This window comes from Pseudomonas sp. A0308 (assembly GCF_044218815.1).
In the GTDB taxonomy this organism is placed as follows: Bacteria; Pseudomonadota; Gammaproteobacteria; order Pseudomonadales; family Pseudomonadaceae; genus Aquipseudomonas; species Aquipseudomonas iridis.
In genome coordinates, this window is record NZ_CP162581.1 from 4,446,426 (window position 1) to 4,471,471 (window position 25,046).

General features: G+C 56.4%; 16 protein-coding genes, 2 tRNA genes and 3 rRNA genes. 17 read left to right on the top strand and 4 right to left on the bottom strand.

Features of this window, described 5'->3' with window-relative positions; translation table 11 throughout:
• The first annotated feature begins 82 nt into the window (after positions 1 to 82).
• From mrcB to AB4P92_RS20595, 3 genes are read left to right on the top strand one after another with little or no spacing between them, the layout of a single operon-like run.
• Complete coding sequence (gene mrcB / locus AB4P92_RS20585; protein ID WP_395598073.1) at positions 83 to 2,407, top strand: penicillin-binding protein 1B; 2,325 nt, start codon at positions 83 to 85, stop codon at positions 2,405 to 2,407.
• 16 nt (positions 2,408 to 2,423) lie between these two features.
• Complete coding sequence (locus AB4P92_RS20590) at positions 2,424 to 3,173, top strand: tetratricopeptide repeat protein (RefSeq protein WP_042561084.1); 750 nt, start codon at positions 2,424 to 2,426, stop codon at positions 3,171 to 3,173.
• A complete protein-coding gene (locus tag AB4P92_RS20595) occupies positions 3,173 to 3,508 on the top strand; it encodes a YqcC family protein (protein WP_395598074.1) in 336 nt (111 codons plus the stop codon). Before AB4P92_RS20590 ends, AB4P92_RS20595 begins: the two co-directional genes overlap by 1 nt.
• A gap of 18 nt (positions 3,509 to 3,526) precedes the next feature.
• Here AB4P92_RS20595 and AB4P92_RS20600 read toward each other — a convergent pair whose 3' ends face one another.
• Positions 3,527 to 3,943, bottom strand: a complete 417-nt coding sequence (locus tag AB4P92_RS20600; protein ID WP_047303229.1) for a DUF4124 domain-containing protein — start codon at positions 3,941 to 3,943, stop codon at positions 3,527 to 3,529.
• Positions 3,944 to 4,342: 399 nt separating this feature from the next.
• Here AB4P92_RS20600 and AB4P92_RS20605 point away from each other — a divergent pair, with 399 nt between their 5' ends.
• From AB4P92_RS20605 to AB4P92_RS20670, 14 genes are all read left to right on the top strand, one after another.
• Positions 4,343 to 6,067 carry an acetolactate synthase 3 large subunit gene (locus tag AB4P92_RS20605; protein ID WP_047303486.1) on the top strand — a complete coding sequence of 575 codons (1,725 nt, stop codon included), beginning with the start codon at positions 4,343 to 4,345 and terminating at the stop codon, positions 6,065 to 6,067.
• Between the two features lie 2 nt (positions 6,068 to 6,069).
• Positions 6,070 to 6,561, top strand: coding sequence for an acetolactate synthase small subunit (gene ilvN, locus AB4P92_RS20610; protein WP_003176102.1), 492 nt, complete (start codon positions 6,070 to 6,072; stop codon positions 6,559 to 6,561).
• A gap of 48 nt (positions 6,562 to 6,609) precedes the next feature.
• On the top strand, positions 6,610 to 7,626 hold the full coding sequence (gene ilvC, locus AB4P92_RS20615) for a ketol-acid reductoisomerase (RefSeq protein ID WP_042561081.1): 1,017 nt from the start codon (positions 6,610 to 6,612) through the stop codon (positions 7,624 to 7,626).
• 147 nt (positions 7,627 to 7,773) lie between these two features.
• The gene (gene pssA, locus AB4P92_RS20620) at positions 7,774 to 8,631 is read left to right on the top strand and encodes a CDP-diacylglycerol--serine O-phosphatidyltransferase (protein WP_042561080.1); all 858 of its coding nucleotides are present in this window, start codon (positions 7,774 to 7,776) and stop codon (positions 8,629 to 8,631) included.
• Positions 8,632 to 8,694: 63 nt separating this feature from the next.
• Entirely contained in the window at positions 8,695 to 9,708 is a 1,014-nt protein-coding gene (gene msrP / locus AB4P92_RS20625; RefSeq protein WP_200612959.1) for a protein-methionine-sulfoxide reductase catalytic subunit MsrP, read from the top strand.
• Complete coding sequence (gene msrQ, locus AB4P92_RS20630; protein ID WP_261736633.1) at positions 9,708 to 10,325, top strand: protein-methionine-sulfoxide reductase heme-binding subunit MsrQ; 618 nt, start codon at positions 9,708 to 9,710, stop codon at positions 10,323 to 10,325. Before msrP ends, msrQ begins: the two co-directional genes overlap by 1 nt.
• Positions 10,326 to 10,872: 547 nt before the next feature.
• A 16S ribosomal RNA gene (locus tag AB4P92_RS20635) occupies positions 10,873 to 12,409 on the top strand.
• 123 nt (positions 12,410 to 12,532) lie between these two features.
• Positions 12,533 to 12,609, top strand: a tRNA-Ile gene (locus AB4P92_RS20640).
• 10 nt (positions 12,610 to 12,619) lie between these two features.
• Positions 12,620 to 12,695: transfer RNA gene (locus AB4P92_RS20645), tRNA-Ala, on the top strand.
• A gap of 241 nt (positions 12,696 to 12,936) precedes the next feature.
• A 23S ribosomal RNA gene (locus AB4P92_RS20650) occupies positions 12,937 to 15,830 on the top strand.
• A 156-nt stretch (positions 15,831 to 15,986) separates the two neighbouring features.
• A 5S ribosomal RNA gene (gene rrf, locus AB4P92_RS20655) occupies positions 15,987 to 16,102 on the top strand.
• The 16S, 23S and 5S rRNA genes sit together here with 2 tRNA genes alongside, the layout of an rRNA operon.
• A gap of 148 nt (positions 16,103 to 16,250) precedes the next feature.
• Positions 16,251 to 16,910, top strand: a complete 660-nt coding sequence (locus AB4P92_RS20660) for a paraquat-inducible protein A (RefSeq protein ID WP_042561077.1) — start codon at positions 16,251 to 16,253, stop codon at positions 16,908 to 16,910.
• Complete coding sequence (locus AB4P92_RS20665) at positions 16,897 to 17,520, top strand: paraquat-inducible protein A (protein WP_395598075.1); 624 nt, start codon at positions 16,897 to 16,899, stop codon at positions 17,518 to 17,520. Before AB4P92_RS20660 ends, AB4P92_RS20665 begins: the two co-directional genes overlap by 14 nt.
• A complete protein-coding gene (locus AB4P92_RS20670; protein WP_261736025.1) occupies positions 17,513 to 19,816 on the top strand; it encodes a PqiB family protein in 2,304 nt (767 codons plus the stop codon). The genes AB4P92_RS20665 and AB4P92_RS20670 overlap by 8 nt, the downstream gene beginning before the upstream one ends.
• Before the next feature lie 218 nt (positions 19,817 to 20,034).
• Here AB4P92_RS20670 and mksF read toward each other — a convergent pair whose 3' ends face one another.
• From mksF to mksB, 3 genes are read right to left on the bottom strand one after another with little or no spacing between them, the layout of a single operon-like run.
• Complete coding sequence (gene mksF, locus AB4P92_RS20675) at positions 20,035 to 22,875, bottom strand: Mks condensin complex protein MksF (RefSeq protein ID WP_261736024.1); 2,841 nt, start codon at positions 22,873 to 22,875, stop codon at positions 20,035 to 20,037.
• Complete coding sequence (gene mksE / locus AB4P92_RS20680; RefSeq protein ID WP_042561074.1) at positions 22,872 to 23,573, bottom strand: Mks condensin complex protein MksE; 702 nt, start codon at positions 23,571 to 23,573, stop codon at positions 22,872 to 22,874. The genes mksF and mksE overlap by 4 nt, the downstream gene beginning before the upstream one ends.
• Positions 23,563 to 24,843, bottom strand: coding sequence for an Mks condensin complex protein MksB (gene mksB, locus AB4P92_RS20685; protein WP_162184590.1), 1,281 nt, complete (start codon positions 24,841 to 24,843; stop codon positions 23,563 to 23,565). The genes mksE and mksB overlap by 11 nt, the downstream gene beginning before the upstream one ends.
• Positions 24,844 to 25,046: the final 203 nt, after the last annotated feature.

The following is a 25,046-nucleotide window of genomic DNA, read 5'->3' on the forward strand; positions in this document are numbered from 1 at the left end:
GCCATTATGGCCGCTCGCCCGCCTGACGCAAACCTCGGAGCGCTCCTGTTGAGTCTGAATAAAGTGCGTATAATCCGCCGCCATGACTCGAACTCGATCTCCCCGTACCAAGAAAAAACCACCTTCCAAGGGCCTGCGCCCATGGATGGGTTGGGCCATTAAACTCAGTCTGGTCGGCCTTGTAGTGCTGGCCGGCTTCGCCGTTTACCTCGATGCCGTGGTGCAGGAGAAGTTCTCCGGCAAGCGCTGGACCATCCCGGCCAAGGTATACGCGCGCCCGCTTGAGCTGTTCGTCGGACAGAAACTCAGCAAGGAAGATTTCCTCACCGAACTCGACGCACTCGGCTATCGCCGCGAAGCCGTGAGCAATGGCCCCGGCGCTGCCGCAGTCTCCGGAAACACCGTTGACCTGAATACCCGTGGCTTCCAGTTCTATGAAGGCCTTGAGAAGGCGCAACCCGTGCGCGTGCGCTTCTCGGGCGATTACGTGGCCGAGTTGTCGGCGACCAACGGTTCGAAACTGTCCGTGGTACGTCTGGAGCCGGTTCTGATCGGCGGGATTTATCCGAAGAACCTCGAAGACCGCATCCTGATCAAACTGGATCAGGTGCCGCCGTATCTGCTGGAAACCCTGGTCGCCGTCGAAGACCGGGATTTCTACAGCCACTGGGGCGTGTCGCCAAAGTCGATTGCCCGGGCGATCTGGGTCAACACCTCTGGCGGCAAGATGACTCAGGGCGGCAGTACGCTGACCCAGCAGTTGGTGAAAAACTTCTACCTGACCAACGAACGCAGCCTGAGCCGCAAGCTCACCGAAGCAATGATGGCGATGTTGCTGGAACTGCATTACGACAAGAAGGAAATCCTTGAGGCGTACCTCAACGAAGTCTTTGTCGGTCAGGACGGTCAGCGCGCCGTGCACGGTTTTGGTCTGGCCAGTCAGTTCTTCTTCGGTCAGCCATTGTCCGAGCTCAAACTGCATCAGGTCGCGATGCTGGTGGGCATGGTCAAAGGCCCGTCCTATTACAACCCGCGCCGCAATCCGGAACGCGCACTGGAGCGTCGTAATCTGGTGCTCGACGTGCTCGAGCAGCAAGGCGTAGCGACTTCCGAGCAAGTGGCCGCCGCGAAGAATATGCCTCTGGGTGTCACCACTCGCGGCAAACTGGCCGATAGCTCCTTCCCGGGCTTTATCGATCTGGTCAAACGTCAGTTGCGTGAAGACTATCGCGACGAAGACTTGACTGAAGAAGGCCTGCGGATCTTCACCAGTTTCGACCCGATCCTGCAGATGAAAGCCGAGGCGTCGGTCAACGACACCTTCAAGCGTCTGTCCGGTCGCAAGGGCTCCGATGATGTGGAAGCGGCGATGGTCGTGACCAATCCTGAGACCGGCGAAGTCCAGGCCATGATCGGCAGCCGCCAGGCCAGTTATGCCGGTTTCAACCGGGCACTGGACGCCGTGCGGCCAATCGGCTCGTTGATCAAACCGGCGGTTTATCTGACTGCGCTGGAGAAACCGAGCCAGTACACGCTGACCAGTTGGCTGTCGGATGATCCGTTGTCGGTCAAAGGCGCGAACGGTCAAGTCTGGAAACCGCAGAATTACGATCGTCGTTCCCACGGCACTGTGTTCCTGTATCAGGGCCTGGCGCATTCCTACAACCTGTCGACCTCGCGCCTGGGTCTGGAAGTGGGCGTGCCGAATGTCCTCAAGACGCTGGCCCGTCTGGGTGTGACCCGTGAGTTCCCGGCGTTCCCGTCAATGTTGCTGGGTGCGGGCGCGATGACGCCGATGGAAGTGGCGACCATGTACCAGACGCTGGCCAACGGTGGTTTCAATACGCCGATGCGCGGCATTCGCAGCGTGCTGACCGCCGAAGGGGAGCCGCTCAAGCGCTATCCGTTCCAGATCGAGCAGCGGTTTGATCCGGCCTCGATCTATCTGATCCAGAACGCCATGCAGCGGGTGATGCGCGAGGGTACTGGCAGCTCGGTTTATAACGTGTTGCCAAAGACTCTGACGCTGGCCGGCAAGACCGGTACCAGTAACGATTCGCGCGATAGCTGGTTCGCAGGTTTCAGTCAGGACTTGCTGGCAGTGGTCTGGCTGGGCCGTGATGACAACGGCAAGACGCCGTTCACCGGCGCGACCGGTGCGTTGCAGGTCTGGAGCAGTTTCATGCGCAAGGCCGATCCGCTGCCGCTGGATATGCCGCAGCCGGATAACGTCGTGCAGGCATGGGTTGATTCGCGTACCGGGCAAGGCTCTGACGCCAACTGCCCGGGTGCGGTGCAGATGCCGTATATTCGCGGCAGCGAACCACCACCCGGCGCTGCGTGTGCAAGCGAAACGCCTGCATCTGGCGAGTCGGTGATGGATTGGGTCAAGGGCTGGATGAATTAAGCAAAGAGGGTTTCAAGTGAACAAGTGGTTGATTCCAGCGGTGACCGCCGTGGCTTTGCTCAGCGGCTGCTCTACCGTTCAGCGTGGTTCGATCCCTGTAGTGGATTCGGGCACAGCCGTGTCCAACAGCGAGCGCATTTCCGCCAATGGCGGTTTCCGTCAGACGACGGTCAAGCGTCCTGTGCAGGGCCAGCCTCAAGCCATCCCGCAAGGCGATACCGGCGTCGTAGTGATGGTGCCGGGCGGTGGCGCGACAACGTCGGCACCGATCAGCGCGGCGCCAATTGTGCCGGGCCCGGCATCCGGCGGTATTACGCCGGGGCCATATAACCCGTCGCCAGTCGAGTCGGCACCGATCAACTCCGGCAGCTACAGCATGCCCTCGACACCGAGCGGCATTCCTTCGGCCAGCAGTAGCGGTGGTTTGTCGGCGGACGAGCAACTGGATGGCCCGGTGCTCGCCTTGTTGACGACTGCTCAACAGCAACAGGCCGGTGGCGACCTCAACGGTGCGTCGTCGAGCCTTGAGCGCGCGCAACGTGTCGCCCCGCGTGAGCCGCAAGTGCTCTATCGTCTGGCTCAGGTGCGCATGGCCCAAGGCGATGCGCCACAGGCCGAGCAATTCGCCCGTCGTGCGTTGACCATGGCCGGCGGCCGTCCGGACTTGCAGGCCAACCTGTGGGAAATCATCGCTCAGTCCCGTGAGAAACAAGGTGACTCCGCCGGCGCTGCTCAGGCCCGTCAGAAGGCCAAGGTAACGCTGTGATGGATGCGCGCTTCCCGAAAATCGCCGATCAGTTATTGCTGATCGAGCGTGAGCTGCGTACCCAGGGCTGGTGGGAAGAGGTCTCGCCGTCGGCCGAAGCCTTGAGCAGTGTCGAGCCGTTTTCGGTCGACACGCTCGAGTTCGAGCAGTGGCTGCAATGGATCTTCCTGCCTCGCATGAAGATGATCCTTGAGCAGGATCTGCCGCTGCCGAACGCCTCAGGCATTCAGGAAATGGCGGAAATGGTCTTCGCCCAGCGCAATCTGCAGGGCAAGGATCGACAGCTGCAGCTACTCCTTAAAGAGTTTGACCTGCTGATCACCGCTTCCCGCTGAACCGAAAACTGCCAGGCTTTACTGGCAGTTCTCTCTGATCTGCTTCTGCGCTTCGACAATGCGCTCCTGCCGTTGTGCATCATCCAGCCGCCGCAATTCTCCCCCCACGTCCTCTCGCAAACGCGGATTGTTCTGCAATTGCGCAAGATTCGTCCGTGCCTGCTCACAAAATGCCTTGAGCTGCGCTTGTTGGTCGTCGACCTGTTTCTTGACCTTGTCGTCGATGGCTTTCTGATCGCCCAGCACACCGCTGCCCGGCATGGCTGCGGGTTTTGCCGGGGCCGAGGAGGGCATGTGTACCGTGGTGGATGGTTGGCCTGGCGGAGGTTGCGCATCGAAGTGCGTAACACCTTGGGCATCGACCCATTTGTAAATCTGAGCGGCTGTGCACCATGGGCTGAGGCCGATCAGCAGGGTTAACAGAAGCATTCGCATGCTGATTCCTTGGCAAAATTGCGCAATTGACGCTAACAGAGTAGCTGTTTTCAGGTTTTTTCTTGCGTTCTCATGTGCTTACCCACAATTAACCACAGAGACGGCTTGACTTGGAGAGGACGAAACAGAAGAATCCAAAGTCCGCTGTAGAGGGACTGCCAGAAGCAGACCCACTCGGTAGATCATGAGGCGCATACCCGCGCCGACCTGTTACACCCGCAACGCGTTACCTCGCGCTGGGTGGGAAAGGCCCGCAACACTTGGGACGATCCCAATACTTGCTCAGTCAGTGCTGACGTAGTCGGCGACCACCGTCGCTCATGCTCTGCCGAGAAGTAAACCTATTAAGACCCGTCCCATTTTCGTGGACGGTATTCTGGCGTTTTAGAGGTGAACAACGTGGAGCTTTTATCTGGCGGTGAGATGCTCGTCCGCTTCTTGCGTGACGAAGGCGTCAAATATATCTACGGGTACCCGGGTGGTGCTCTCCTGCATGTTTACGATGCCCTGTTCAAAGAACCGGAAGTGACTCACATCCTGGTTCGTCACGAACAAGCGGCAACCCATATGGCTGACGGCTACGCCCGTGCCACCGGTAAAGCCGGCGTGGTATTGGTGACTTCCGGTCCAGGCGCCACAAACGCCATCACCGGTATTGCCACTGCCTATATGGACTCGATTCCAATGGTGATCATTTCCGGTCAGGTGCCAAGCACCATGGTCGGCACCGATGCGTTCCAGGAAACCGACATGATCGGTATCTCCCGGCCGATCGTGAAGCACAGCTTCATGATCAAGCACGCCTCGGAAATCCCGGAAGTCATGAAGAAAGCGTTCTACCTGGCGCAATCCGGTCGTCCTGGCCCGGTCGTGGTCGATATCCCGAAAGACATGACCAACCCGGCCGAAAAGTTCGAATACATCTTCCCCAAGAAAGCCAAGCTGCGTTCCTACAGCCCGGCCGTTCGTGGGCACTCCGGGCAAATCCGCAAGGCAGCAGAAATGCTCCTGGCGGCCAAGCGTCCAGTGTTGTACTCCGGCGGCGGCGTCATTTTGGGCAACGGTTCCGCTCCGCTGACCGAACTGGCGAAAATGCTCAACCTGCCGGTGACCAACACTTTGATGGGCCTGGGCGGTTTCCCTGGCACTGATCGTCAGTTCATCGGCATGCTCGGTATGCACGGCAGCTACACCGCTAACCTTGCGATGCACCATGCCGACGTGATCCTGGCAGTTGGCGCACGTTTCGATGACCGAGTGATCAACGGCCCGGCGAAGTTCTGCCCGAACGCCAAGATCATTCACATCGATATCGACCCGGCTTCGATTTCCAAGACCATCAAGGCCGACGTGCCTATCGTTGGTCCGGTGGAAAGCGTCCTGACCGAAATGGTCGCGATCCTCAAGGAAATCGGCGAGACCCCGAACAAGGAGTCCGTGGCCAGTTGGTGGAAGCAGGTTGATGAATGGCGCGGTGATCGCGGCCTGTTCCCTTACGACAAGGGCGACGGCAGCAAAATCAAGCCGCAGACCGTTATCGAAACCCTGTGCGAAGTGACCAAGGGCGATGCCTATATCACCTCCGACGTGGGTCAGCACCAGATGTTCGCTGCGCAGTACTACACGTTCAACAAGCCTAACCGCTGGATCAACTCCGGTGGCCTGGGCACCATGGGCTTCGGTTTCCCCGCAGCCATGGGCATCAAGTTGAGCTTCCCGGACGACGACGTTGCCTGCGTCACCGGCGAAGGCAGTATCCAGATGAACATCCAGGAACTGTCGACCTGCCTGCAATATGGCTTGCCAGTGAAAATCGTCATCCTGAACAACGGTGTTCTGGGGATGGTTCGTCAGTGGCAGGACATGAGCTATGGCAGCCGTCACTCGCACTCTTACATGGAATCGCTGCCTGACTTCGTTAAGTTGGCTGAAGCTTATGGCCACGTCGGCGTACGCATCACCGAATCGAAAGATTTGAAGTCGAAGATGGCAGAAGCGTTCGCCATGAAAGATCGTCTGGTGATCATCGATGTCTCGGTTGATACCAGCGAGCACGTCTACCCGATGCAGATCAAAGACGGCTCCATGCGCGATATGTGGCTGAGCAAGACGGAGCGTACTTAATCATGCGGCACATTATTTCCTTGCTTCTGGAAAACGAACCCGGCGCTTTGTCTCGCGTAGTCGGCCTGTTCTCGCAGCGCAACTACAACATCGAAAGCCTGACCGTGGCCCCGACCGAAGACCCGACCCTGTCGCGTCTGACGCTGACCACTGTGGGTCATGATGAAGTCATCGAGCAGATCACCAAAAACCTGAACAAGCTGATCGAAGTGGTCAAGCTGGTGGACCTGTCGGAAAGTGCTCACATCGAGCGCGAACTGATGTTGGTCAAGGTCAAGGCCACTGGCGCCCAGCGCGCCGAGATCAAACGCACCACCGATATTTACCGTGGACAGATCGTCGATGTCAGCGCCAGCGTGTATACCGTTCAATTGACCGGTACCAGCGACAAGCTCGACAGCTTCATTCAGTCCATCGGCACCGCATCGATTCTGGAAACCGTCCGTAGTGGCGTGACCGGTATTGCCCGCGGCGACAAAGTACTCAGCATCTAAACCAAATTAGCGAATGGCCTGAACGGCCTGGATATATAGGGGAATTTCATGAAAGTTTATTACGAAAAAGACTGCGACCTGTCGATCATCCAGGGCAAGAAAGTTGCCATCATCGGTTACGGTTCCCAGGGCCACGCCCAGGCGTGCAACCTGAAAGACTCCGGCGTCGACGTTACCGTTGGTCTGCGTAAAGGTTCGGCCACCGTTGCCAAAGCTGAAGCTCACGGCCTGAAAGTGACCGACGTTGCTTCCGCTGTTGCTGCTGCCGACCTGGTCATGATCCTGACCCCGGACGAGTTCCAGTCTGCTCTGTACAAGAACGAAATCGAGCCAAACATCAAGAAAGGCGCCACCCTGGCCTTCTCCCACGGCTTCGCGATCCACTACAACCAGGTTATTCCGCGTGCCGACCTCGACGTGATCATGATCGCGCCGAAAGCACCGGGCCACACCGTACGTTCCGAGTTCGTTAAAGGCGGCGGTATTCCTGACCTGATCGCGATCTACCAGGACGCTTCCGGCAACGCCAAAAACGTTGCACTGTCCTACGCTGCCGGCGTTGGTGGCGGTCGTACCGGCATCATCGAAACCACCTTCAAAGACGAGACTGAAACCGACCTGTTCGGCGAGCAAGCCGTTCTGTGTGGCGGTACCGTTGAGCTGGTAAAAGCCGGTTTCGAAACTCTGGTTGAAGCTGGCTACGCGCCGGAAATGGCCTACTTCGAGTGCCTGCACGAACTGAAACTGATCGTTGACCTCATGTACGAAGGCGGTATCGCCAACATGAACTACTCGATCTCCAACAACGCCGAATACGGCGAGTACGTGACCGGCCCGGAAGTGATCAACGCCGAGTCCCGTCAGGCCATGCGCAACGCCCTGAAACGTATTCAGGACGGCGAATACGCCAAAATGTTCATCAGCGAAGGCGCAACCGGCTACCCTTCGATGACCGCCAAGCGTCGTAACAACGCCGCTCACGGTATCGAAATCATCGGCGAGCAACTGCGCTCCATGATGCCGTGGATCGGTGCCAACAAGATCGTCGACAAAGCCAAAAACTAAGTCGTCGTCCCTTGTACGAAAAACGCGGCCTCGGCCGCGTTTTTTCGTTTGGGTCGGTGGTTCTGGTATAAAGCTGCATCGTTTGTGGCCGAACTGTCGTCCACAGGCACCTGTCGAATTTTTCCAAACCGTTGCAAGGTAATGTCCATGAGCGAACGTCCCGAAGAGCCGAACAAGGCTTCAGACGCCGAAAGCCTGCTGCCCATCGATGAGCACATCGAAGAAGGGCATGACGCAGAAGGCCGTAAAGTCCGGCATCGTGGTATCTATCTGCTGCCGAATCTATTCACCACTGCGAACCTGTTTGCCGGGTTTTACTCCATCATCAACTCGATGAGCGCGCAGGCGGCGTTGAGCGCTGGTGATTCCGTCAATGCGAGCAAGTATTTCGCGTTCGCCGCAATCGCGATTTTTGTCGCGATGGTGCTCGACGGTCTCGACGGTCGTGTCGCGCGCATGACCAACACGCAAAGTGCCTTCGGCGCCGAGTATGACTCGCTGTCCGACATGGTCGCCTTCGGTGTTGCCCCTGCATTACTGGCCTTCGGCTGGGCGCTGGGTGACATGGGCAAGGTCGGCTGGATGGTTGCCTTCATCTATGTAGCGGGCGCGGCGTTGCGTTTGGCGCGTTTCAACACTCAGGTGGGGACAGCGGACAAGCGCTACTTCATCGGGCTGGCCAGTCCGGCAGCTGCCGGCGTGGTGGCGGGTATTGTCTGGGCGTTCAGCGATTACGGCATCCAGGGTTCGAAGATGTCGTTTCTGGTTGCACTGATGGTGGCGGCTGCCGGCATGCTGATGGTCAGCAACATCAAGTACAACAGCTTCAAGGAGCTGGATTTGAAAGGTCGCGTGCCTTTCGTGGCAATCCTCGCGGTAGTGCTGGTGTTCGCTGTCGTGTTCAGCGATCCACCGCGCATTCTGCTGCTGGTATTCCTCGCTTATGCGGCTTCCGGCCCAATTCAGTATCTATTGCATCTTCGTCGTCACAAAAACGCCGAGTGATGTAATTTCCAGCATACTCCGCAGTCTATGGGTGCATCTGTCCTCCAAAGCTGCGGAGTTGCCATGCTCATCAAAATTCCTAAAGCGTCTGACTGCCATGAGTCGGACGTCACGTCTGAATCTATCTATCTGTCTCGCCGCCAGCTGCTCGGAGCCACCGCGGCCGGCATCGCCGTGAGCAGTCTTCCGCGCTGGGCCAATGCTGACGATGTGGTGCGATATGCCGATGTCGAACCTGGCAAGGCGCCCGCCTGGTTTGCCGAAAAACTCCCCTCTACTCAATGGGGGGCGGTAAACGTCAAGGATGAGGCGATCACGCCTTATAAGGACGCGACTCACTACAACAACTTCTATGAGTTCGGCACCGACAAGGGCGATCCGGCCGCTAATGCCGGTTCGTTGAAAACCGAACCGTGGAGTGTAGTGGTGGACGGGGAGGTGGGTAAGCCGGGGCGTTATGCACTGGAAGACTTCATGAAACCGTACCAGTTGGAGGAGCGTATCTATCGTCTGCGCTGTGTCGAGGCCTGGTCGATGGTCATTCCGTGGATCGGGTTTCCCATCGCGGCGCTGCTCAAACAGGTCGAGCCGACTTCCAAGGCCAAGTACATTCGCTTTGAAACCCTTCAGGATCCGAAAAGCATGCCGGGGCAGCGATCAGGCTTTGCCTTGATCGAATGGCCTTATGTAGAAGGCTTGCGTCTGGATGAGGCGATGAATCCATTGGCTATTCTGGCGGTGGGCATGTATGGCCGCGAATTGCCGAATCAGAACGGAGCTCCTCTGCGGCTGGTGGTGCCATGGAAGTATGGCTTCAAGAGTGTCAAATCCATCGTGCGTATCAGTCTTGTCAGTGAGCAACCGAAAACGACCTGGCAAAGTATTGCGGCGGACGAATACGGCTTCTATGCAAATGTGAATCCGACTGTCGATCATCCGCGCTGGACGCAAGCGCGCGAGCGCAGGCTGCCGAACAGTCTGTTCAAGCCGAATGTGCGCGATACCCAGATGTTCAACGGCTATTCGGAAGAAGTCGCTTCTTTATATACAGGGCTCGATCTGCGGAAGAACTACTGATGCGATATCCGGTCTGGCGGGTGAGTGTTTTCATTGCTGCAGCGATTTTGCCATTGCTGTGGTTCTATCAGGCTTTCGCGGATCTGCTTGGGCCGGATCCTGGCAAGGTGTTGGTTGACAGGTTGGGCCTTGGCACGTTGGTGCTGCTGTTGATCACCTTGAGCATGACGCCTTTGCAAAAACTGACCGGTTGGGCGGGGTGGATTGCTGTTCGGCGGCAGTTAGGCCTTTGGTGTTTTGCCTATGTGGTTTTGCACCTATGCAGCTATATGGCTTTTATCCTGGGTTTCGACTGGTCTCAACTGGGTGTCGAGTTGCGCAAGCGGCCATACATTATTGTCGGTGCGTTGGGTTTCCTCGGATTGTCGGCGTTAGCGGTAACCTCAAATCGCTACAGTCAGCGCCGTTTAGGTGCTCGCTGGAAGAAGCTGCATCGGCTGGTATACGTGATTCTTGGGCTGGGATTGCTGCATATGTTGTGGATCGTGCGCGCTGATCTCAAGGAATGGGCAATTTATGCTTTTATAGGTGTGCTGCTTCTATTGCTGCGTGTCCCTCCCGTTGCTCGTCGAATCCCGCGTTTACTTGCTAAAAAGCAGGTTCTGCAACAAAAGTGAAATTAACGGTTGACGGCAGATTCCAGACGTCTATAATTCGCCCCACTTCCGGCGCAGTCGAAACGGAAAACTCCTTGAGATTCAATGAGTTAAGTAGGTTTCGAGAGTGGGTCGCTTCAGTTCATCGAAGCCTGGAAGGAGTTGAAAGAGCGGTGATGTTTGGCTCTTTTAACGGTTCGATCTTCTCGGTCGAAAGCGGAGAAAAAGAGGTGTTGACAACAGCGAGTAACGCTGTAGAATTCGCCTCCCGCTAACGAGAGATCGGAAGCGCAAGTGGTTGAAGTTGTTGAAGAATTCTTCGAAAACTTCTGAAAATAATCACTTGACAGCAAATGAGGCTGCTGTAGAATGCGCGCCTCGGTTGAGACGAAAGATCTTAACCAACCGCTCTTTAACAACTGAATCAAGCAATTCGTGTGGGTGCTTGTGGAGTCAGACTGATAGTCAACAAGATTATCAGCATCACAAGTTACTCCGCGAGAAATCAAAGATGTAACCAACGATTGCTGAGCCAAGTTTAGGGTTTCTTAAAAACCCAAAGATGTTTGAACTGAAGAGTTTGATCATGGCTCAGATTGAACGCTGGCGGCAGGCCTAACACATGCAAGTCGAGCGGATGACAGGAGCTTGCTCCTGAATTCAGCGGCGGACGGGTGAGTAATGCCTAGGAATCTGCCTGGTAGTGGGGGACAACGTTTCGAAAGGAACGCTAATACCGCATACGTCCTACGGGAGAAAGCAGGGGACCTTCGGGCCTTGCGCTATCAGATGAGCCTAGGTCGGATTAGCTAGTTGGTGAGGTAATGGCTCACCAAGGCGACGATCCGTAACTGGTCTGAGAGGATGATCAGTCACACTGGAACTGAGACACGGTCCAGACTCCTACGGGAGGCAGCAGTGGGGAATATTGGACAATGGGCGAAAGCCTGATCCAGCCATGCCGCGTGTGTGAAGAAGGTCTTCGGATTGTAAAGCACTTTAAGTTGGGAGGAAGGGCATTAACCTAATACGTTAGTGTTTTGACGTTACCGACAGAATAAGCACCGGCTAACTCTGTGCCAGCAGCCGCGGTAATACAGAGGGTGCAAGCGTTAATCGGAATTACTGGGCGTAAAGCGCGCGTAGGTGGTTTGTTAAGTTGGATGTGAAATCCCCGGGCTCAACCTGGGAACTGCATTCAAAACTGACAAGCTAGAGTATGGTAGAGGGTGGTGGAATTTCCTGTGTAGCGGTGAAATGCGTAGATATAGGAAGGAACACCAGTGGCGAAGGCGACCACCTGGACTGATACTGACACTGAGGTGCGAAAGCGTGGGGAGCAAACAGGATTAGATACCCTGGTAGTCCACGCCGTAAACGATGTCAACTAGCCGTTGGGAGCCTTGAGCTCTTAGTGGCGCAGCTAACGCATTAAGTTGACCGCCTGGGGAGTACGGCCGCAAGGTTAAAACTCAAATGAATTGACGGGGGCCCGCACAAGCGGTGGAGCATGTGGTTTAATTCGAAGCAACGCGAAGAACCTTACCAGGCCTTGACATCCAATGAACTTTCCAGAGATGGATTGGTGCCTTCGGGAACATTGAGACAGGTGCTGCATGGCTGTCGTCAGCTCGTGTCGTGAGATGTTGGGTTAAGTCCCGTAACGAGCGCAACCCTTGTCCTTAGTTACCAGCACGTAATGGTGGGCACTCTAAGGAGACTGCCGGTGACAAACCGGAGGAAGGTGGGGATGACGTCAAGTCATCATGGCCCTTACGGCCTGGGCTACACACGTGCTACAATGGTCGGTACAAAGGGTTGCCAAGCCGCGAGGTGGAGCTAATCCCATAAAACCGATCGTAGTCCGGATCGCAGTCTGCAACTCGACTGCGTGAAGTCGGAATCGCTAGTAATCGTGAATCAGAATGTCACGGTGAATACGTTCCCGGGCCTTGTACACACCGCCCGTCACACCATGGGAGTGGGTTGCACCAGAAGTAGCTAGTCTAACCTTCGGGGGGACGGTTACCACGGTGTGATTCATGACTGGGGTGAAGTCGTAACAAGGTAGCCGTAGGGGAACCTGCGGCTGGATCACCTCCTTAATCGACGACATCAGCTGCTCCATGAGCTCCCACACGAATTGCTTGATTCATTGAAGAAGACGATAGAAGCAGCTTTAAGCTCCAAGCTGATAGCTCTGAGCTAACAGTTACAAGCTCGAAATTGGGTCTGTAGCTCAGTTGGTTAGAGCGCACCCCTGATAAGGGTGAGGTCGGCAGTTCGAATCTGCCCAGACCCACCAATTTTGTTATGGGGCCATAGCTCAGCTGGGAGAGCGCCTGCCTTGCACGCAGGAGGTCAGCGGTTCGATCCCGCTTGGCTCCACCATAAACTGCTTCGAAAGTTTGAGAGTTTAGAAATGAATATTCGCACTGAATATTGATTTCTAGTCTTTTGATTAGATCGTTCTTTAAAAATTTGGGTATGTGATAGAAAGATAGACTGAACGTTACTTTCACTGGTAACGGATCAGGCTAAGGTAAAATTTGTGAGTTACTCTGAATTGAGTATTATCGAATTTTCGGCGAATGTCGTCTTCACAGTATAACCAGATTGCTTGGGGTTATATGGTCAAGTGAAGAAGCGCATACGGTGGATGCCTTGGCAGTCAGAGGCGATGAAAGACGTGGTAGCCTGCGAAAAGCTTCGGGGAGTCGGCAAACAGACTTTGATCCGGAGATGTCTGAATGGGGGAACCCAGCCATCATAAGATGGTTATCTTGTACTGAATACATAGGTGCAAGAGGCGAACCAGGGGAACTGAAACATCTAAGTACCCTGAGGAAAAGAAATCAACCGAGATTCCCTTAGTAGTGGCGAGCGAACGGGGACTAGCCCTTAAGTGGCTTTGAGATTAGCGGAACGCTCTGGAAAGTGCGGCCATAGTGGGTGATAGCCCTGTACGCGAAAATCTCTTAGTCATGAAATCGAGTAGGACGGAGCACGAGAAACTTTGTCTGAATATGGGGGGACCATCCTCCAAGGCTAAATACTACTGACTGACCGATAGTGAACTAGTACCGTGAGGGAAAGGCGAAAAGAACCCCGGAGAGGGGAGTGAAATAGATCCTGAAACCGTATGCGTACAAGCAGTGGGAGCAGACTTTGTTCTGTGACTGCGTACCTTTTGTATAATGGGTCAGCGACTTATTTTCAGTGGCGAGCTTAACCGAATAGGGGAGGCGTAGCGAAAGCGAGTCTTAATAGGGCGTCTAGTCGCTGGGAATAGACCCGAAACCGGGCGATCTATCCATGGGCAGGTTGAAGGTTGGGTAACACTAACTGGAGGACCGAACCGACTACCGTTGAAAAGTTAGCGGATGACCTGTGGATCGGAGTGAAAGGCTAATCAAGCTCGGAGATAGCTGGTTCTCCTCGAAAGCTATTTAGGTAGCGCCTCATGTATCACTGTAGGGGGTAGAGCACTGTTTCGGCTAGGGGGTCATCCCGACTTACCAAACCGATGCAAACTCCGAATACCTACAAGTGCCGAGCATGGGAGACACACGGCGGGTGCTAACGTCCGTCGTGAAAAGGGAAACAACCCAGACCGTCAGCTAAGGTCCCAAAGTTATGGTTAAGTGGGAAACGATGTGGGAAGGCTTAGACAGCTAGGAGGTTGGCTTAGAAGCAGCCACCCTTTAAAGAAAGCGTAATAGCTCACTAGTCGAGTCGGCCTGCGCGGAAGATGTAACGGGGCTCAAACCATACACCGAAGCTACGGGTATCATCTTAGGATGATGCGGTAGAGGAGCGTTCTGTAAGCCTGTGAAGGTGAGTTGAGAAGCTTGCTGGAGGTATCAGAAGTGCGAATGCTGACATGAGTAACGACAATGGGTGTGAAAAACACCCACGCCGAAAGACCAAGGTTTCCTGCGCAACGTTAATCGACGCAGGGTTAGTCGGTCCCTAAGGCGAGGCTGAAAAGCGTAGTCGATGGAAAACAGGTTAATATTCCTGTACTTCTGGTTATTGCGATGGAGGGACGGAGAAGGCTAGGCCAGCTTGGCGTTGGTTGTCCAAGTTTAAGGTGGTAGGCTGGAATCTTAGGTAAATCCGGGATTCTAAGGCCGAGAGCTGATGACGAGTCATCTTTTAGATGACGAAGTGGTTGATGCCATGCTTCCAAGAAAAGCTTCTAAGCTTCAGGTAACCAGGAACCGTACCCCAAACCGACACAGGTGGTTGGGTAGAGAATACCAAGGCGCTTGAGAGAACTCGGGTGAAGGAACTAGGCAAAATGGCACCGTAACTTCGGGAGAAGGTGCGCCGGTGAGGGTGAAGGACTTGCTCCGTAAGCTCATGCCGGTCGAAGATACCAGGCCGCTGCGACTGTTTATTAAAAACACAGCACTCTGCAAACACGAAAGTGGACGTATAGGGTGTGACGCCTGCCCGGTGCCGGAAGGTTAATTGATGGGGTTAGCTAACGCGAAGCTCTTGATCGAAGCCCCGGTAAACGGCGGCCGTAACTATAACGGTCCTAAGGTAGCGAAATTCCTTGTCGGGTAAGTTCCGACCTGCACGAATGGCGTAACGATGGCGGCGCTGTCTCCACCCGAGACTCAGTGAAATTGAAATCGCTGTGAAGATGCAGTGTATCCGCGGCTAGACGGAAAGACCCCGTGAACCTTTACTATAGCTTTGCACTGGACTTTGAATTTGCTTGTGTAGGATAGGTGGGAGGCTTTGAAGCGTGGACGCCAGTTCGCGTGGAGCCAACCTTGAAATACCACCCTGGCAACTTTGAGGTTCTAACTCAGGTCCGTTATCCGGATCGAGGACAGTGTATGGTGGGTAGTTTGACTGGGGCGGTCTCCTCCTAAAGAGTAACGGAGGAGTACGAAGGTGCGCTCAGACCGGTCGGAAATCGGTCGTAGAGTATAAAGGCAAAAGCGCGCTTGACTGCGAGACAGACACGTCGAGCAGGTACGAAAGTAGGTCTTAGTGATCCGGTGGTTCTGTATGGAAGGGCCATCGCTCAACGGATAAAAGGTACTCCGGGGATAACAGGCTGATACCGCCCAAGAGTTCATATCGACGGCGGTGTTTGGCACCTCGATGTCGGCTCATCACATCCTGGGGCTGAAGCCGGTCCCAAGGGTATGGCTGTTCGCCATTTAAAGTGGTACGCGAGCTGGGTTTAGAACGTCGTGAGACAGTTCGGTCCCTATCTGCCGTGGACGTTTGAGATTTGAGAGGGGCTGCTCCTAGTACGAGAGGACCGGAGTGGACGAACCTCTGGTGTTCCGGTTGTCACGCCAGTGGCATTGCCGGGTAGCTATGTTCGGGAAAGATAACCGCTGAAAGCATCTAAGCGGGAAACTTGCCTCAAGATGAGATCTCACTGGAACCTTGAGTTCCCTGAAGGGCCGTCGAAGACTACGACGTTGATAGGTTGGGTGTGTAAGCGCTGTGAGGCGTTGAGCTAACCAATACTAATTGCCCGTGAGGCTTGACCATATAACACCCAAGCAATTTGACTACTCGAAAGAGCATCAGATTGCGGTGTGTGAAGACGAAACGAACCGAAAGTTCGATGTTCACAAACACCGAAAGCTGTCACATACCCAATTTGCTGAAGCGAGGCCAACTGGTCACGACTCAGTACCCGAATTTCTTGACGACCATAGAGCGTTGGAACCACCTGATCCCATCCCGAACTCAGTAGTGAAACGATGCATCGCCGATGGTAGTGTGGGGTTTCCCCATGTGAGAGTAGGTCATCGTCAAGATTAAATTCCGAAACCCCAATTGCGAAAGCAGTTGGGGTTTTGTTTTGCCCGCAGGAAAGTTTTTGTTCGCACCACCGAACAAATTTGCACAGTTATTTTCGTATCAGAACACTAGAATAGCCCCATCTTTTTCGGAGCCAGAGCCTTTATGTCAGATCCGGTTGACGCCCCAGGGCTGTCAGATTTACCGCTGGAAGACCTGGTGGCCTGTCATGAGTGCGACTTGCTGATGCGCAAGCCGAAGCTTGCCCACGGCGAAAAAGCCCTCTGCCCGCGCTGTGGTTACGAGTTGTACGCCCACCGCCATAATGTGGTGCAGCGCAGCCTTGCCTTGGTCATCGCGGCACTCTTGCTCTACGTGCCAGCGAACTTTTTACCCATCATGCAGCTCAATCTTCTCGGGCAGTCGTCGCACGACACTGTCTGGAGCGGTGTTGTGGGTTTGTTCAACACCGGCATGCAAGGTGTTTCGATCGTCGTATTCCTGTGCAGCATGGCCATTCCGTTAATCAAGTTGCTGTGCCAATTGGCGGTATTGCTGACGATCCGCTTGAACCTTGGGCGCAGCTACGGCCTGCTGCTCTATCGAATTTACCACCACCTCAAAGACTGGGGAATGCTCGAGGTCTACCTCATGGGCGTACTGGTGGCGATCGTTAAACTGGCGGACATGGCGGCCATCACCGTCGGCCTCGGTCTGGCGTGTTTCATCGGCTTGTTGTTGATTCAGGTCTGGCTGGAGGTGGTGATGTCGCCGCATCAGATCTGGCAGGCGTTATCTGGAGAGGATGCTCATGCGGGCGATTGATGCGGGCATTCTGACTTGTACCGAATGCCACGAGTTGAACAGGCAAGACGCGGACACCGACGAGCAAACCTGCACGCGCTGCGGCGCACTTGTTCACCCGCGCCGTCCGAACAGCCTGGCCAGAACCTGGGCACTGCTGATCACTGCAGCGATTATCTACATCCCCGCCAATGTGCTGCCGATCATGACTGTCAGTTCTTTGGGGCAGGGGGATCCGAGCACCATCATGTCCGGGGTGATCCAGTTGGTGCAGCACGGCATGATCCCTATTGCTGCGGTCGTTTTCATCGCCAGTATTCTGGTGCCGACTTTCAAACTGGTGGGCATCGCACTGTTGCTGTTTTCGGTGCAACGACGTCAGCCGTTGTCCGCGCGTCAGCGCATCTGGATGTACCGTTTTATCGAATTCATTGGCCGCTGGTCGATGCTCGATATTTTTGTGATCGCCATCCTCGTGGCGGTCATCAACTTCGGCCGGCTTGCCAGTGTCGAAGCCAATCTTGGCGCCGTCGCCTTTGCCACTGTGGTGATTCTGACGATGCTTGCTGCAGTAACTTTTGATCCCCGACTGATTTGGGATAACACGGAGTCGGATGACGACCATGACTGATTTGCCTGTAGCGAAAACCCGACCGGCCTCGAACTGGTCTGCCATTTGGGTACTGCCTTTGATTGCGCTGATCATCGGCGGCTGGCTCGGCTGGCGTGCTTACTCCGAAACCGGTATCGAGATCCAGATTCGCTTCGAGAGCGGCGAAGGCATCCAGGCCAACAAGACCGAGGTCATGTACAAAGGCATGTCGGTCGGTAAGGTCAAGACGCTCAAGCTCGACGATGAAGGGAACTCCAAAGGAGTGATCGCCACGGTCGAGATGAATAAAGACGTCGAGCCATACCTCAAGACCAGCACCCGTTTCTGGCTGATCAAACCAAGCGTGACCTTGGCCGGTATTACCGGGCTGGAAACACTGGTCTCCGGTAACTACGTCGCCATCAGTCCCGGCGAAGGCGAGCCTTTGCGCAAGTTCAAGGCGCTGGCTGAAGAGCCGCCGCTGTCTGATGCCAAGCCTGGTCTGCACCTGACCATCAAGGCTGATCGGCTCGGCTCGCTGAGCCGCGGCAGCCCGGTGTTCTACAAGCAGATCAAGGTCGGTCAGGTCAAAAGCTATCTGCTTTCGGAAGACCAGAGTACCGTCGAGCTCAAAGTTTTTATCGAGCCGACCTACGCCAAACTGGTGCGTAAACACACACGTTTCTGGAACGCCAGCGGCATCAGCATCGACGCCAACCTGTCTGGGGTAAAGGTGCGCAGTGAATCGCTGGCGAGTATTGTCGCCGGCGGCATTGCCTTCGCCACGCCAGAGAATCGCAAGGACAGTCCGGCGACCGATCCAAGCTTGCCGTTCCGTCTTTATGAAGACTTCGACGCCGCCGCTGCCGGAATCCGCGTGAAGGTCAAACTCAGTGACTTCGAAGGTCTGCAGGCCGGTCGTACGCCGGTGATGTACAAAGGTATTCAGGTCGGCAATCTGAAGGCGCTGAAGGTCGATGCGGATCTGAACAGCGCCACTGCCGAACTCACCCTTGATCCATTGGCCGAAGACTATCTGGTCGATGGCACGCAATTCTGGGTGGTCAAACCGTCGATTTCCCTGGCCGGTATCACTGGATTGGAAGCACTGGTGAAAGGTAACTACATCGCCGTGCGCCCCGGTGACAAAGGGGCTGCCCCGAAACGTGAATTCGAGGCCAGACCAAAGGCACCGCCGCTGGATCTGCGTTCGCCGGGCCTGCACCTGGTGTTGTTCACCGATGCCCTTGGTTCGATTGAAGTCGGCAGTCCGATTCTTTACAAACAGGTCAAGGTTGGTTCGGTTCAGAGTTACCAGTTTTCCAAAACCCGAAAGCAGGTGGTTATCGGTGTTCACATCGAGAAGGAATACGAAAATCTGGTTAACGCCTCGACCCGTTTCTGGAATGTCAGCGGTATTACATTGACAGGTGGCCTGACGGGCGGCATTCAAGTGAAGAGTGAATCACTGCAGACGCTGATGGCCGGCGGTATTGCTTTCGAAACGCCACAGCCCAAGGCGCCATTGCAGAAACGTATTCCGCGCTTCCGCCTGTTTGCCAGCCATGACGACGCCAATCAAAAAGGCGATGTTGTGACGATAAAGGTTGATCGCGCCGATGGTTTGCGCAGCGGTACGCCAGTTCGCTTCAAGGGGCTGGATGTCGGCAAGATTGAAAGTGTCGATCTGACCGACGATCTGCAAGCGGTCATCCTCACCGCACGCATCACGCAAGTGCCGGAGAAAATTGCGCGGGTTGGCAGTCAGTTCTGGGTGGTGAAACCGGAGTTGGGGCTGATCAAGACTTCCAATCTGGAAACCCTGGTCACCGGGCAATACATCGAAGTGCAGCCGGCGGCGAAGAACCTCGGGCCGCAAAAGAACTTTGTCGCGCTGGCTAATGCACCGGAAGTGACCAGGCAAGAGGCGGGTTTGAGTCTGGTATTGAGCGCGGCTCGTCGTGGCTCGCTGAAACCGGGTGTGCCAGTGACCTACCGTGAAATCACCGTGGGCAAAGTTACCGGTTATGAACTGGGCCAGACCGCTGATCGCGTGTTGGTGCACATTCTGATCGAGCCGAAATATGCGCCGTTGGTACGCAGTGGCAGCCGCTTCTGGAACACCAGTGGTGTGGGTTTCGATATCGGCTTGTTCAACGGCTTGACGGTTCGCACGGAATCGCTTGAAACGGCGATTCAGGGCGGGATTGCTTTTGCTACGCCGGATGGCGAGCGCATGGGTAATCCGGCGCGGCCTGAGCAGACGTTCCCGCTGTTCGATAAGTTCGAGGATGAGTGGCTGACGTGGGCGCCGAAGATTTCGCTCGGTAAATAACCCGTATTTGATGTGGCGTCTGAAAAGATGCTTTTGCGAGCAGGCTCGCTCCTACAGTGGATCGGCGGTAGACACAGATTCTGTGCCAACCATAAATCCCGGTGGGAGCGAGCCTGCTCGCGAAAAAGCCTCAGCGTTCAGCACACATCCCAAGCCATAAAAAAGGGCCGCTATCCAATCAGATCGCGGCCCTTTTTATTGCCTTCAGTTAACGCCGATCAAACCGCATCCAGCTCTGGCTCATCCGCTTCAACATTCACCGTGGCTTTGACCACATCATGGCGGCGGATGTACTTCCAGTCCGCCTCGTCGATGTAGATCCCCGCTGGGCCGCTGCCGCCTTCCAGGTCGATGGCGACACTGGCGCAGACCTGCGGCTTCACGCTCGCCAGAATCGGCACGAAGCCCAGTTGCAGGCTGGTTTCCAGCAAGGCTGCCTGGTTCTTCTCGTCAATGTCCGCCGCCTCATCGAGGTAGTACGGCAGGCGTACACGACCGGCCTGATCGCGGTCCATCAAGTGCAGCAACAAGTACATGTTGGTCAGCGCCTTGATGGTCATGGTGGTGCCGTTGGACGCCGCGCCGTCGATGTCGGTGTGGATAACCGGTTGGCCGTTGACCTTGGTGATCTCGAACGCCAGTTCGAACAAGTCCTTGAGGCCGAGCTGGTTGTGGTTTGCCGCCACCAACCGCGCCAGGTATTCCTTGGCCTCTTCGTTCTTGTTGTCCTGTTCGGCGCTCTGGCTGAGGTCGAACACCGACAGGGTTTCGCCTTCTTCGTACTGACCGGCGCTGTGGATGATCTGGTCGATGTGTTTGAGCGCTTCCTTGTTCGGCGCGAGGACGATACGGAAGCTCTGCAGGTTGGACACCTGACGCTTGTTGATCTCGCGGTTGAACAGCGCCAGTTGGTGCTCGAGGCTGTCGTAGTCGCTACGAATGTTGCGCAGGGTCCGGGCGATGTCGGTGACTGCCGCACGCCGCGCCTTGCCGAGGGTCAGCGCCTCGTCGGTACGGTGTGCGTAGGCGTTGATCAGCAGTGACAGGCGGCGCTCCATGTCGTCTTCGCTGTCGAACTTGGCCACGCCTTTGAGGCGCACTTGCGCGTACAACGCTTCGATCTGGCCATCGGCGCGCAGCAGACCCTGCCAGCTGTCCTGATAGTCGTTGAGCAGCGGCAGCAGGTTGTCCATCGAATCGTCGACCGGATCCATGAACGGCGTGCCGAACGGCAGGTCCGCCGGCAGCAACTGACGGCGGCGCAGGGCGTCGTCGAGAGTACGTTGCTTGGCTTCCATATCGGCGATCTGCCGGCCAACCAGTTGCAGCTTGGCCGACAGTTGCTGGACGCGCTCGGTGAACGCGTCGCTGGAGCGTTTGAGTTCGTCCTGCGCGCCTTCCATCTGCGCCAGTTGCTCAAGCTTGTCGCCTTCTTCGGCGCTCAGGGTCTGGCAGCGACGGAAGTCTTCCAGCGCCTTTTGCGCATCCAGAACCTGCTGATACAGCGCTTCGGTCTGGGTCTTGCTCGCGGCGCGGTCGGCGGCCACGGCTTGCTGGGTTTTCAGTTGCTTGAGCTCTTTATCAAGACGCTCTTTCTGATCGCGCAGCGCGGCACGGTCAGCCAAGGCTTGCAGGGCCGGTGGCTCGATGTGCGAGATGTCGATCGACAGGCCCGGCACCTCGAAGCGCTCGCCTTTGAAGCCATCGAGAATCAGCTCAACCGATTTGACCCACTCGCCATTGTCGTCGAGGGTGATGCCGTGCTCGCCCAGCGGCAAGCTGAACAGCGCGCTGTTGAACAGACGCATCAAACGCTCGACGTCAGGCTGCGAGAATTCCTCACGCAGGCGGGCGTAGCTGTTGTTGTCGGCGTGATCGAGTTGCTGCTTCACCGACTTCAGGCGTTTTTCCAGATCGCGCAGACGTTCTTCCAGATCTTCGGCGCTGAACTGACGCGATTGCGCCAAGGCACCGGCCAACTCGTCGTGAGCGTCTTTGGCGGCGAGCAATTGCTGCTCCAGCACTTTGACGTCATCGACCAGCGCAAAGCGATTTTTCAACACCGACAGTTCGCCGAGCCAGCGCTGGATGCCGGAAATTTCCCGTTCCAGACGCATCAGTTCTTGTGTACCGCCACGCTGATTGTTTTGCAGTGCATCCTGCTCGCCGCGGTAGTGATCGGCCTGAATCGTCAGCTCTTCCTTGCGCGCACCGGCGTAATCCGACCAGGTGCCGAGCAGCGAATCGAGCAGCGGCGACAGGCGGTGCAGTTTGCCACGCAGCACGTCGCGCTGTTTCACGCCATTGGCCAAGGCTTCGACCAAGGGACCAGCGGCGACCAGCGAGTTGTAGTCCTGTTCCATGCGGCGTACGTCGCGGAACGCTTCTTCGCACGCAGCAATGTAATCAACGCTACCCGAGCGCAAGCTGTGCTCAAACGCATCGAGGAACAGTTGCTTGAGTTTGGCCGCGGTGATTTCGCGCATGTGCAGCAGGTTGATGAACAGTGCGCGGAACGTCTTCAGGCTCTGCTCACTGGTGGACCGCAGCGGGATCAGGGTCAGGTCCAGCGGGATCGACGTGTGACCGCCAACCAGCAAGCGACGCAGTTCGTCAGGCTTGAGTTCGTAGGCTTTCAGGCCTTCTTTCTCAAGGTTGCTGAACAGCTCTTTCTGGCGCAGGCAAGTGTCGTTTTTCTGGTAGTGGGCCAGATCGAGTTTGCCGGCGTAGGCGAAGAACTGGTGACCGAAACCACCGCCGGGGCCGCGACCGACCACGCCGATAACGTGCGGGCCGTGGGGCAGGCTTACTTCGACAAGGATGTAACTGGTGTCGGTCGCGAAGTAGAAGCGCCGCGATTGTTCCAGGCTGTATTTGCCGAAACTCATGTCCGACATGCGCGCCAGAATCGGGAACTGCAAGGCGTTGATCGACGCCGATTTACCGAGGTTGTTCGCGCCATAAACCGACAGCGGTTCTTCCAGCGGGAACAGGCCGAGGCTGTAACCGGCGGTGTTCAAAAGGGCAAAGCGGCGGATGCCGTAGCGTTCCTGGCTCATGCGTCGGACTCCTGTTCTTCGGCAATGGCGCGGGCCAGTGCGTCTTCTTCACTCTCTTCGTCAAATTCCGAGAGATCGAGCGGATCGTCGGTTTCGAGGAATTTGGCTTCGGCAGCTTCGTCGATCAGCACTGGCGCTGGCAGCGGCAGAACGCTGTGCACGCTGGCGGCCAGGTCGCGGTCTTGCTGAACCGACAGGCACACATCGAGGAATCGGTGCATCGGCGGCAGGAAACGGTACACACCGTTCTCTTCGCCGGCGAAGCCGAGCTGGGTCATGCGGCGCATGATCTTTTCTTCCAGCTCTTCAACGGTCTGTACTTCGGCCTGAATAAATAGATCGCGGTACTTCTCCAGCAACGATGGCAGCTCTTCGCGGCCTAGGCTGCCACCATCAAGCACAGCAATCGGGTCGCGGCCCTGATCGGCCAGATGCTCGACGAGGATGAAGGTAAACAGGGCCAGACGCTGGGCCGTCTTGTTCACCGCCGCAGCAGCCAGGTCCGGTACGAAATAGTAGAAACCACGGGTGTCGCAGACCAGTTCAAAGCCCAGGGCCTTGAACAGCGTGCGGTACTGATCCTGAAAGTTCGACAGTTGCGCGTACAGCTCCGGGTCACGGCGGCTGACGTGGTAGCCCTTGAACAGTTCGCGGAAGATCGGCGCGAGTTGAGACAGTTCGGAGAGATCAAGATGCATTTGGGATGCTCGCAGAATCCTCGGCGGCGGTGTCGCGGGCCGAGAGCAGGGCGAAGGAGCGCAGGCTGACCTGGTGCTCGTGAGTGTGGTATTCGCGGCGTTCCAGACGTTCGCGCTTGAAGCGTTTTTCCCGCGACAGGCGCGAGAACCAGTAAAGCAATTCGTCGGTGGCGCCGTCCGGCTCCTGCTCCAGCAGCCAGACCATAAGATCCGGCATCGGCAGGGCGTCTTCGCAGCGATCGAGCATTTCGCGCACCGTGCGAGGCGCACGTGGAGCTTCACCACCTTTTTGGGTTTTGTGGGCCTTGGGGAAACGCGCCGGCTTCGGCTCGAAACGCGCCAATGCATAAACGTAGGCTTCGACCTGGCTGGCGCTGCCGAGGAAGGTGCTTTGCGGCCGGGTGAACAGCGGCATCGCCGCTTGCGGCACCGCATCGATACCTTTGCGGCGGATCGCGGCCAGCGCCAGTGCGGCGCCACGGGTCACGGCGTTATGGCGGCGCGCTTCTTCACGCAGCGGCAGCAGCAGTTCGCGGGCATGACGCAGGGTCAGTTGGGCGCTGGTCTGCATTTCGAGGATGCGCGCGTGGGTGCGCAGCAGCATGTCGTCATCGACCAGATGGCCGAGGCGTTGCTGTTCGCTGAGCATCTTCAGCAGTACGGTTTCGACCTTGCGCACGCCTTGTTCGAAGGCACCGTCGGCGTTGACCAGATCGATCATCGGCTCGACGTATTCGTCCCAGGTCGCCAGAACTTCGGCGTAACGCTGACGCAGTGGAATCTGTCGGTCGCTGGTCTTCGCGCGCTCGGCCACGGCCACCAGCGCCTGCTCGTCGTTGTCGAGCTTCTTCAACACGTCGCGTACGCGCATGTCGAGCAAGCGCAGCTGGCGGGCCAGGTCGTGGCCATCGCGGATGTCGAATGCGTCCTGAATATAACCAGCCAGGCGCTCGAGGTGCCGCAGATACGCTTCGATTTCCAGGCACAGGCCCAAACGGTGCTCACGGCGCAGGTAGGCGAGGAAGTCGTGAATCTGCGCATTGAGCTCGAAACGGTTCGGGCTTTTCGCCACGGGCACCAGAATGTCGAGGCGAATCCACACGTCGAGCAGACTGGTGATGTCCTGCGGCGTGCTGTCCAGTTGTTGGGCGGCCAGTTGCGTGCGCAGTTCGTTGAGGCTCAGTGTGCCTTGGTCGAAGTGCTCGCACAGTGGCTCCAGAAGTGCCCAGTGTTCAGCGAGGGCGCGCAAGACGCGCTTGGGTTCGATCATCGGAATGGCCGGCTGGTTGGCGATTAAAAGCCGCGATTGTACTGCATCACGAAGGATGCGATTCACTCTCGGGACGGGCTGTCGCTTTTTTCAAGGTAAAGAGCATGGATAAAGCGCCAGGCTCAAGACTATCGATCAACAGCGAGCGATCTTGAGCGAAGGGCGGTAGAATCGGCGCACTTCAGTTATCCACAAGTGGCCGA

What these genes read in the sequence shown, in the direction of transcription:
- mksB (WP_162184590.1), bottom strand. Translation starts at nt 24,843, where the DNA reads ATGATCGAACCCAAGCGCGTCTTGCGCGCCCTCGCTGAACACTGGGCA.
- AB4P92_RS20600 (WP_047303229.1), bottom strand. Translation starts at nt 3,943, where the DNA reads ATGCGAATGCTTCTGTTAACCCTGCTGATCGGCCTCAGCCCATGGTGC.
- mksE (WP_042561074.1), bottom strand. Translation starts at nt 23,573, where the DNA reads ATGCATCTTGATCTCTCCGAACTGTCTCAACTCGCGCCGATCTTCCGC.
- AB4P92_RS20665 (WP_395598075.1), top strand. Translation starts at nt 16,897, where the DNA reads ATGCGGGCGATTGATGCGGGCATTCTGACTTGTACCGAATGCCACGAG.
- AB4P92_RS20660 (WP_042561077.1), top strand. Translation starts at nt 16,251, where the DNA reads ATGTCAGATCCGGTTGACGCCCCAGGGCTGTCAGATTTACCGCTGGAA.
- ilvC (WP_042561081.1), top strand. Translation starts at nt 6,610, where the DNA reads ATGAAAGTTTATTACGAAAAAGACTGCGACCTGTCGATCATCCAGGGC.
- AB4P92_RS20670 (WP_261736025.1), top strand. Translation starts at nt 17,513, where the DNA reads ATGACTGATTTGCCTGTAGCGAAAACCCGACCGGCCTCGAACTGGTCT.
- msrQ (WP_261736633.1), top strand. Translation starts at nt 9,708, where the DNA reads ATGCGATATCCGGTCTGGCGGGTGAGTGTTTTCATTGCTGCAGCGATT.
- pssA (WP_042561080.1), top strand. Translation starts at nt 7,774, where the DNA reads ATGAGCGAACGTCCCGAAGAGCCGAACAAGGCTTCAGACGCCGAAAGC.
- AB4P92_RS20595 (WP_395598074.1), top strand. Translation starts at nt 3,173, where the DNA reads ATGGATGCGCGCTTCCCGAAAATCGCCGATCAGTTATTGCTGATCGAG.
- ilvN (WP_003176102.1), top strand. Translation starts at nt 6,070, where the DNA reads ATGCGGCACATTATTTCCTTGCTTCTGGAAAACGAACCCGGCGCTTTG.
- mrcB (WP_395598073.1), top strand. Translation starts at nt 83, where the DNA reads ATGACTCGAACTCGATCTCCCCGTACCAAGAAAAAACCACCTTCCAAG.
- msrP (WP_200612959.1), top strand. Translation starts at nt 8,695, where the DNA reads ATGCTCATCAAAATTCCTAAAGCGTCTGACTGCCATGAGTCGGACGTC.
- mksF (WP_261736024.1), bottom strand. Translation starts at nt 22,875, where the DNA reads ATGAGCCAGGAACGCTACGGCATCCGCCGCTTTGCCCTTTTGAACACC.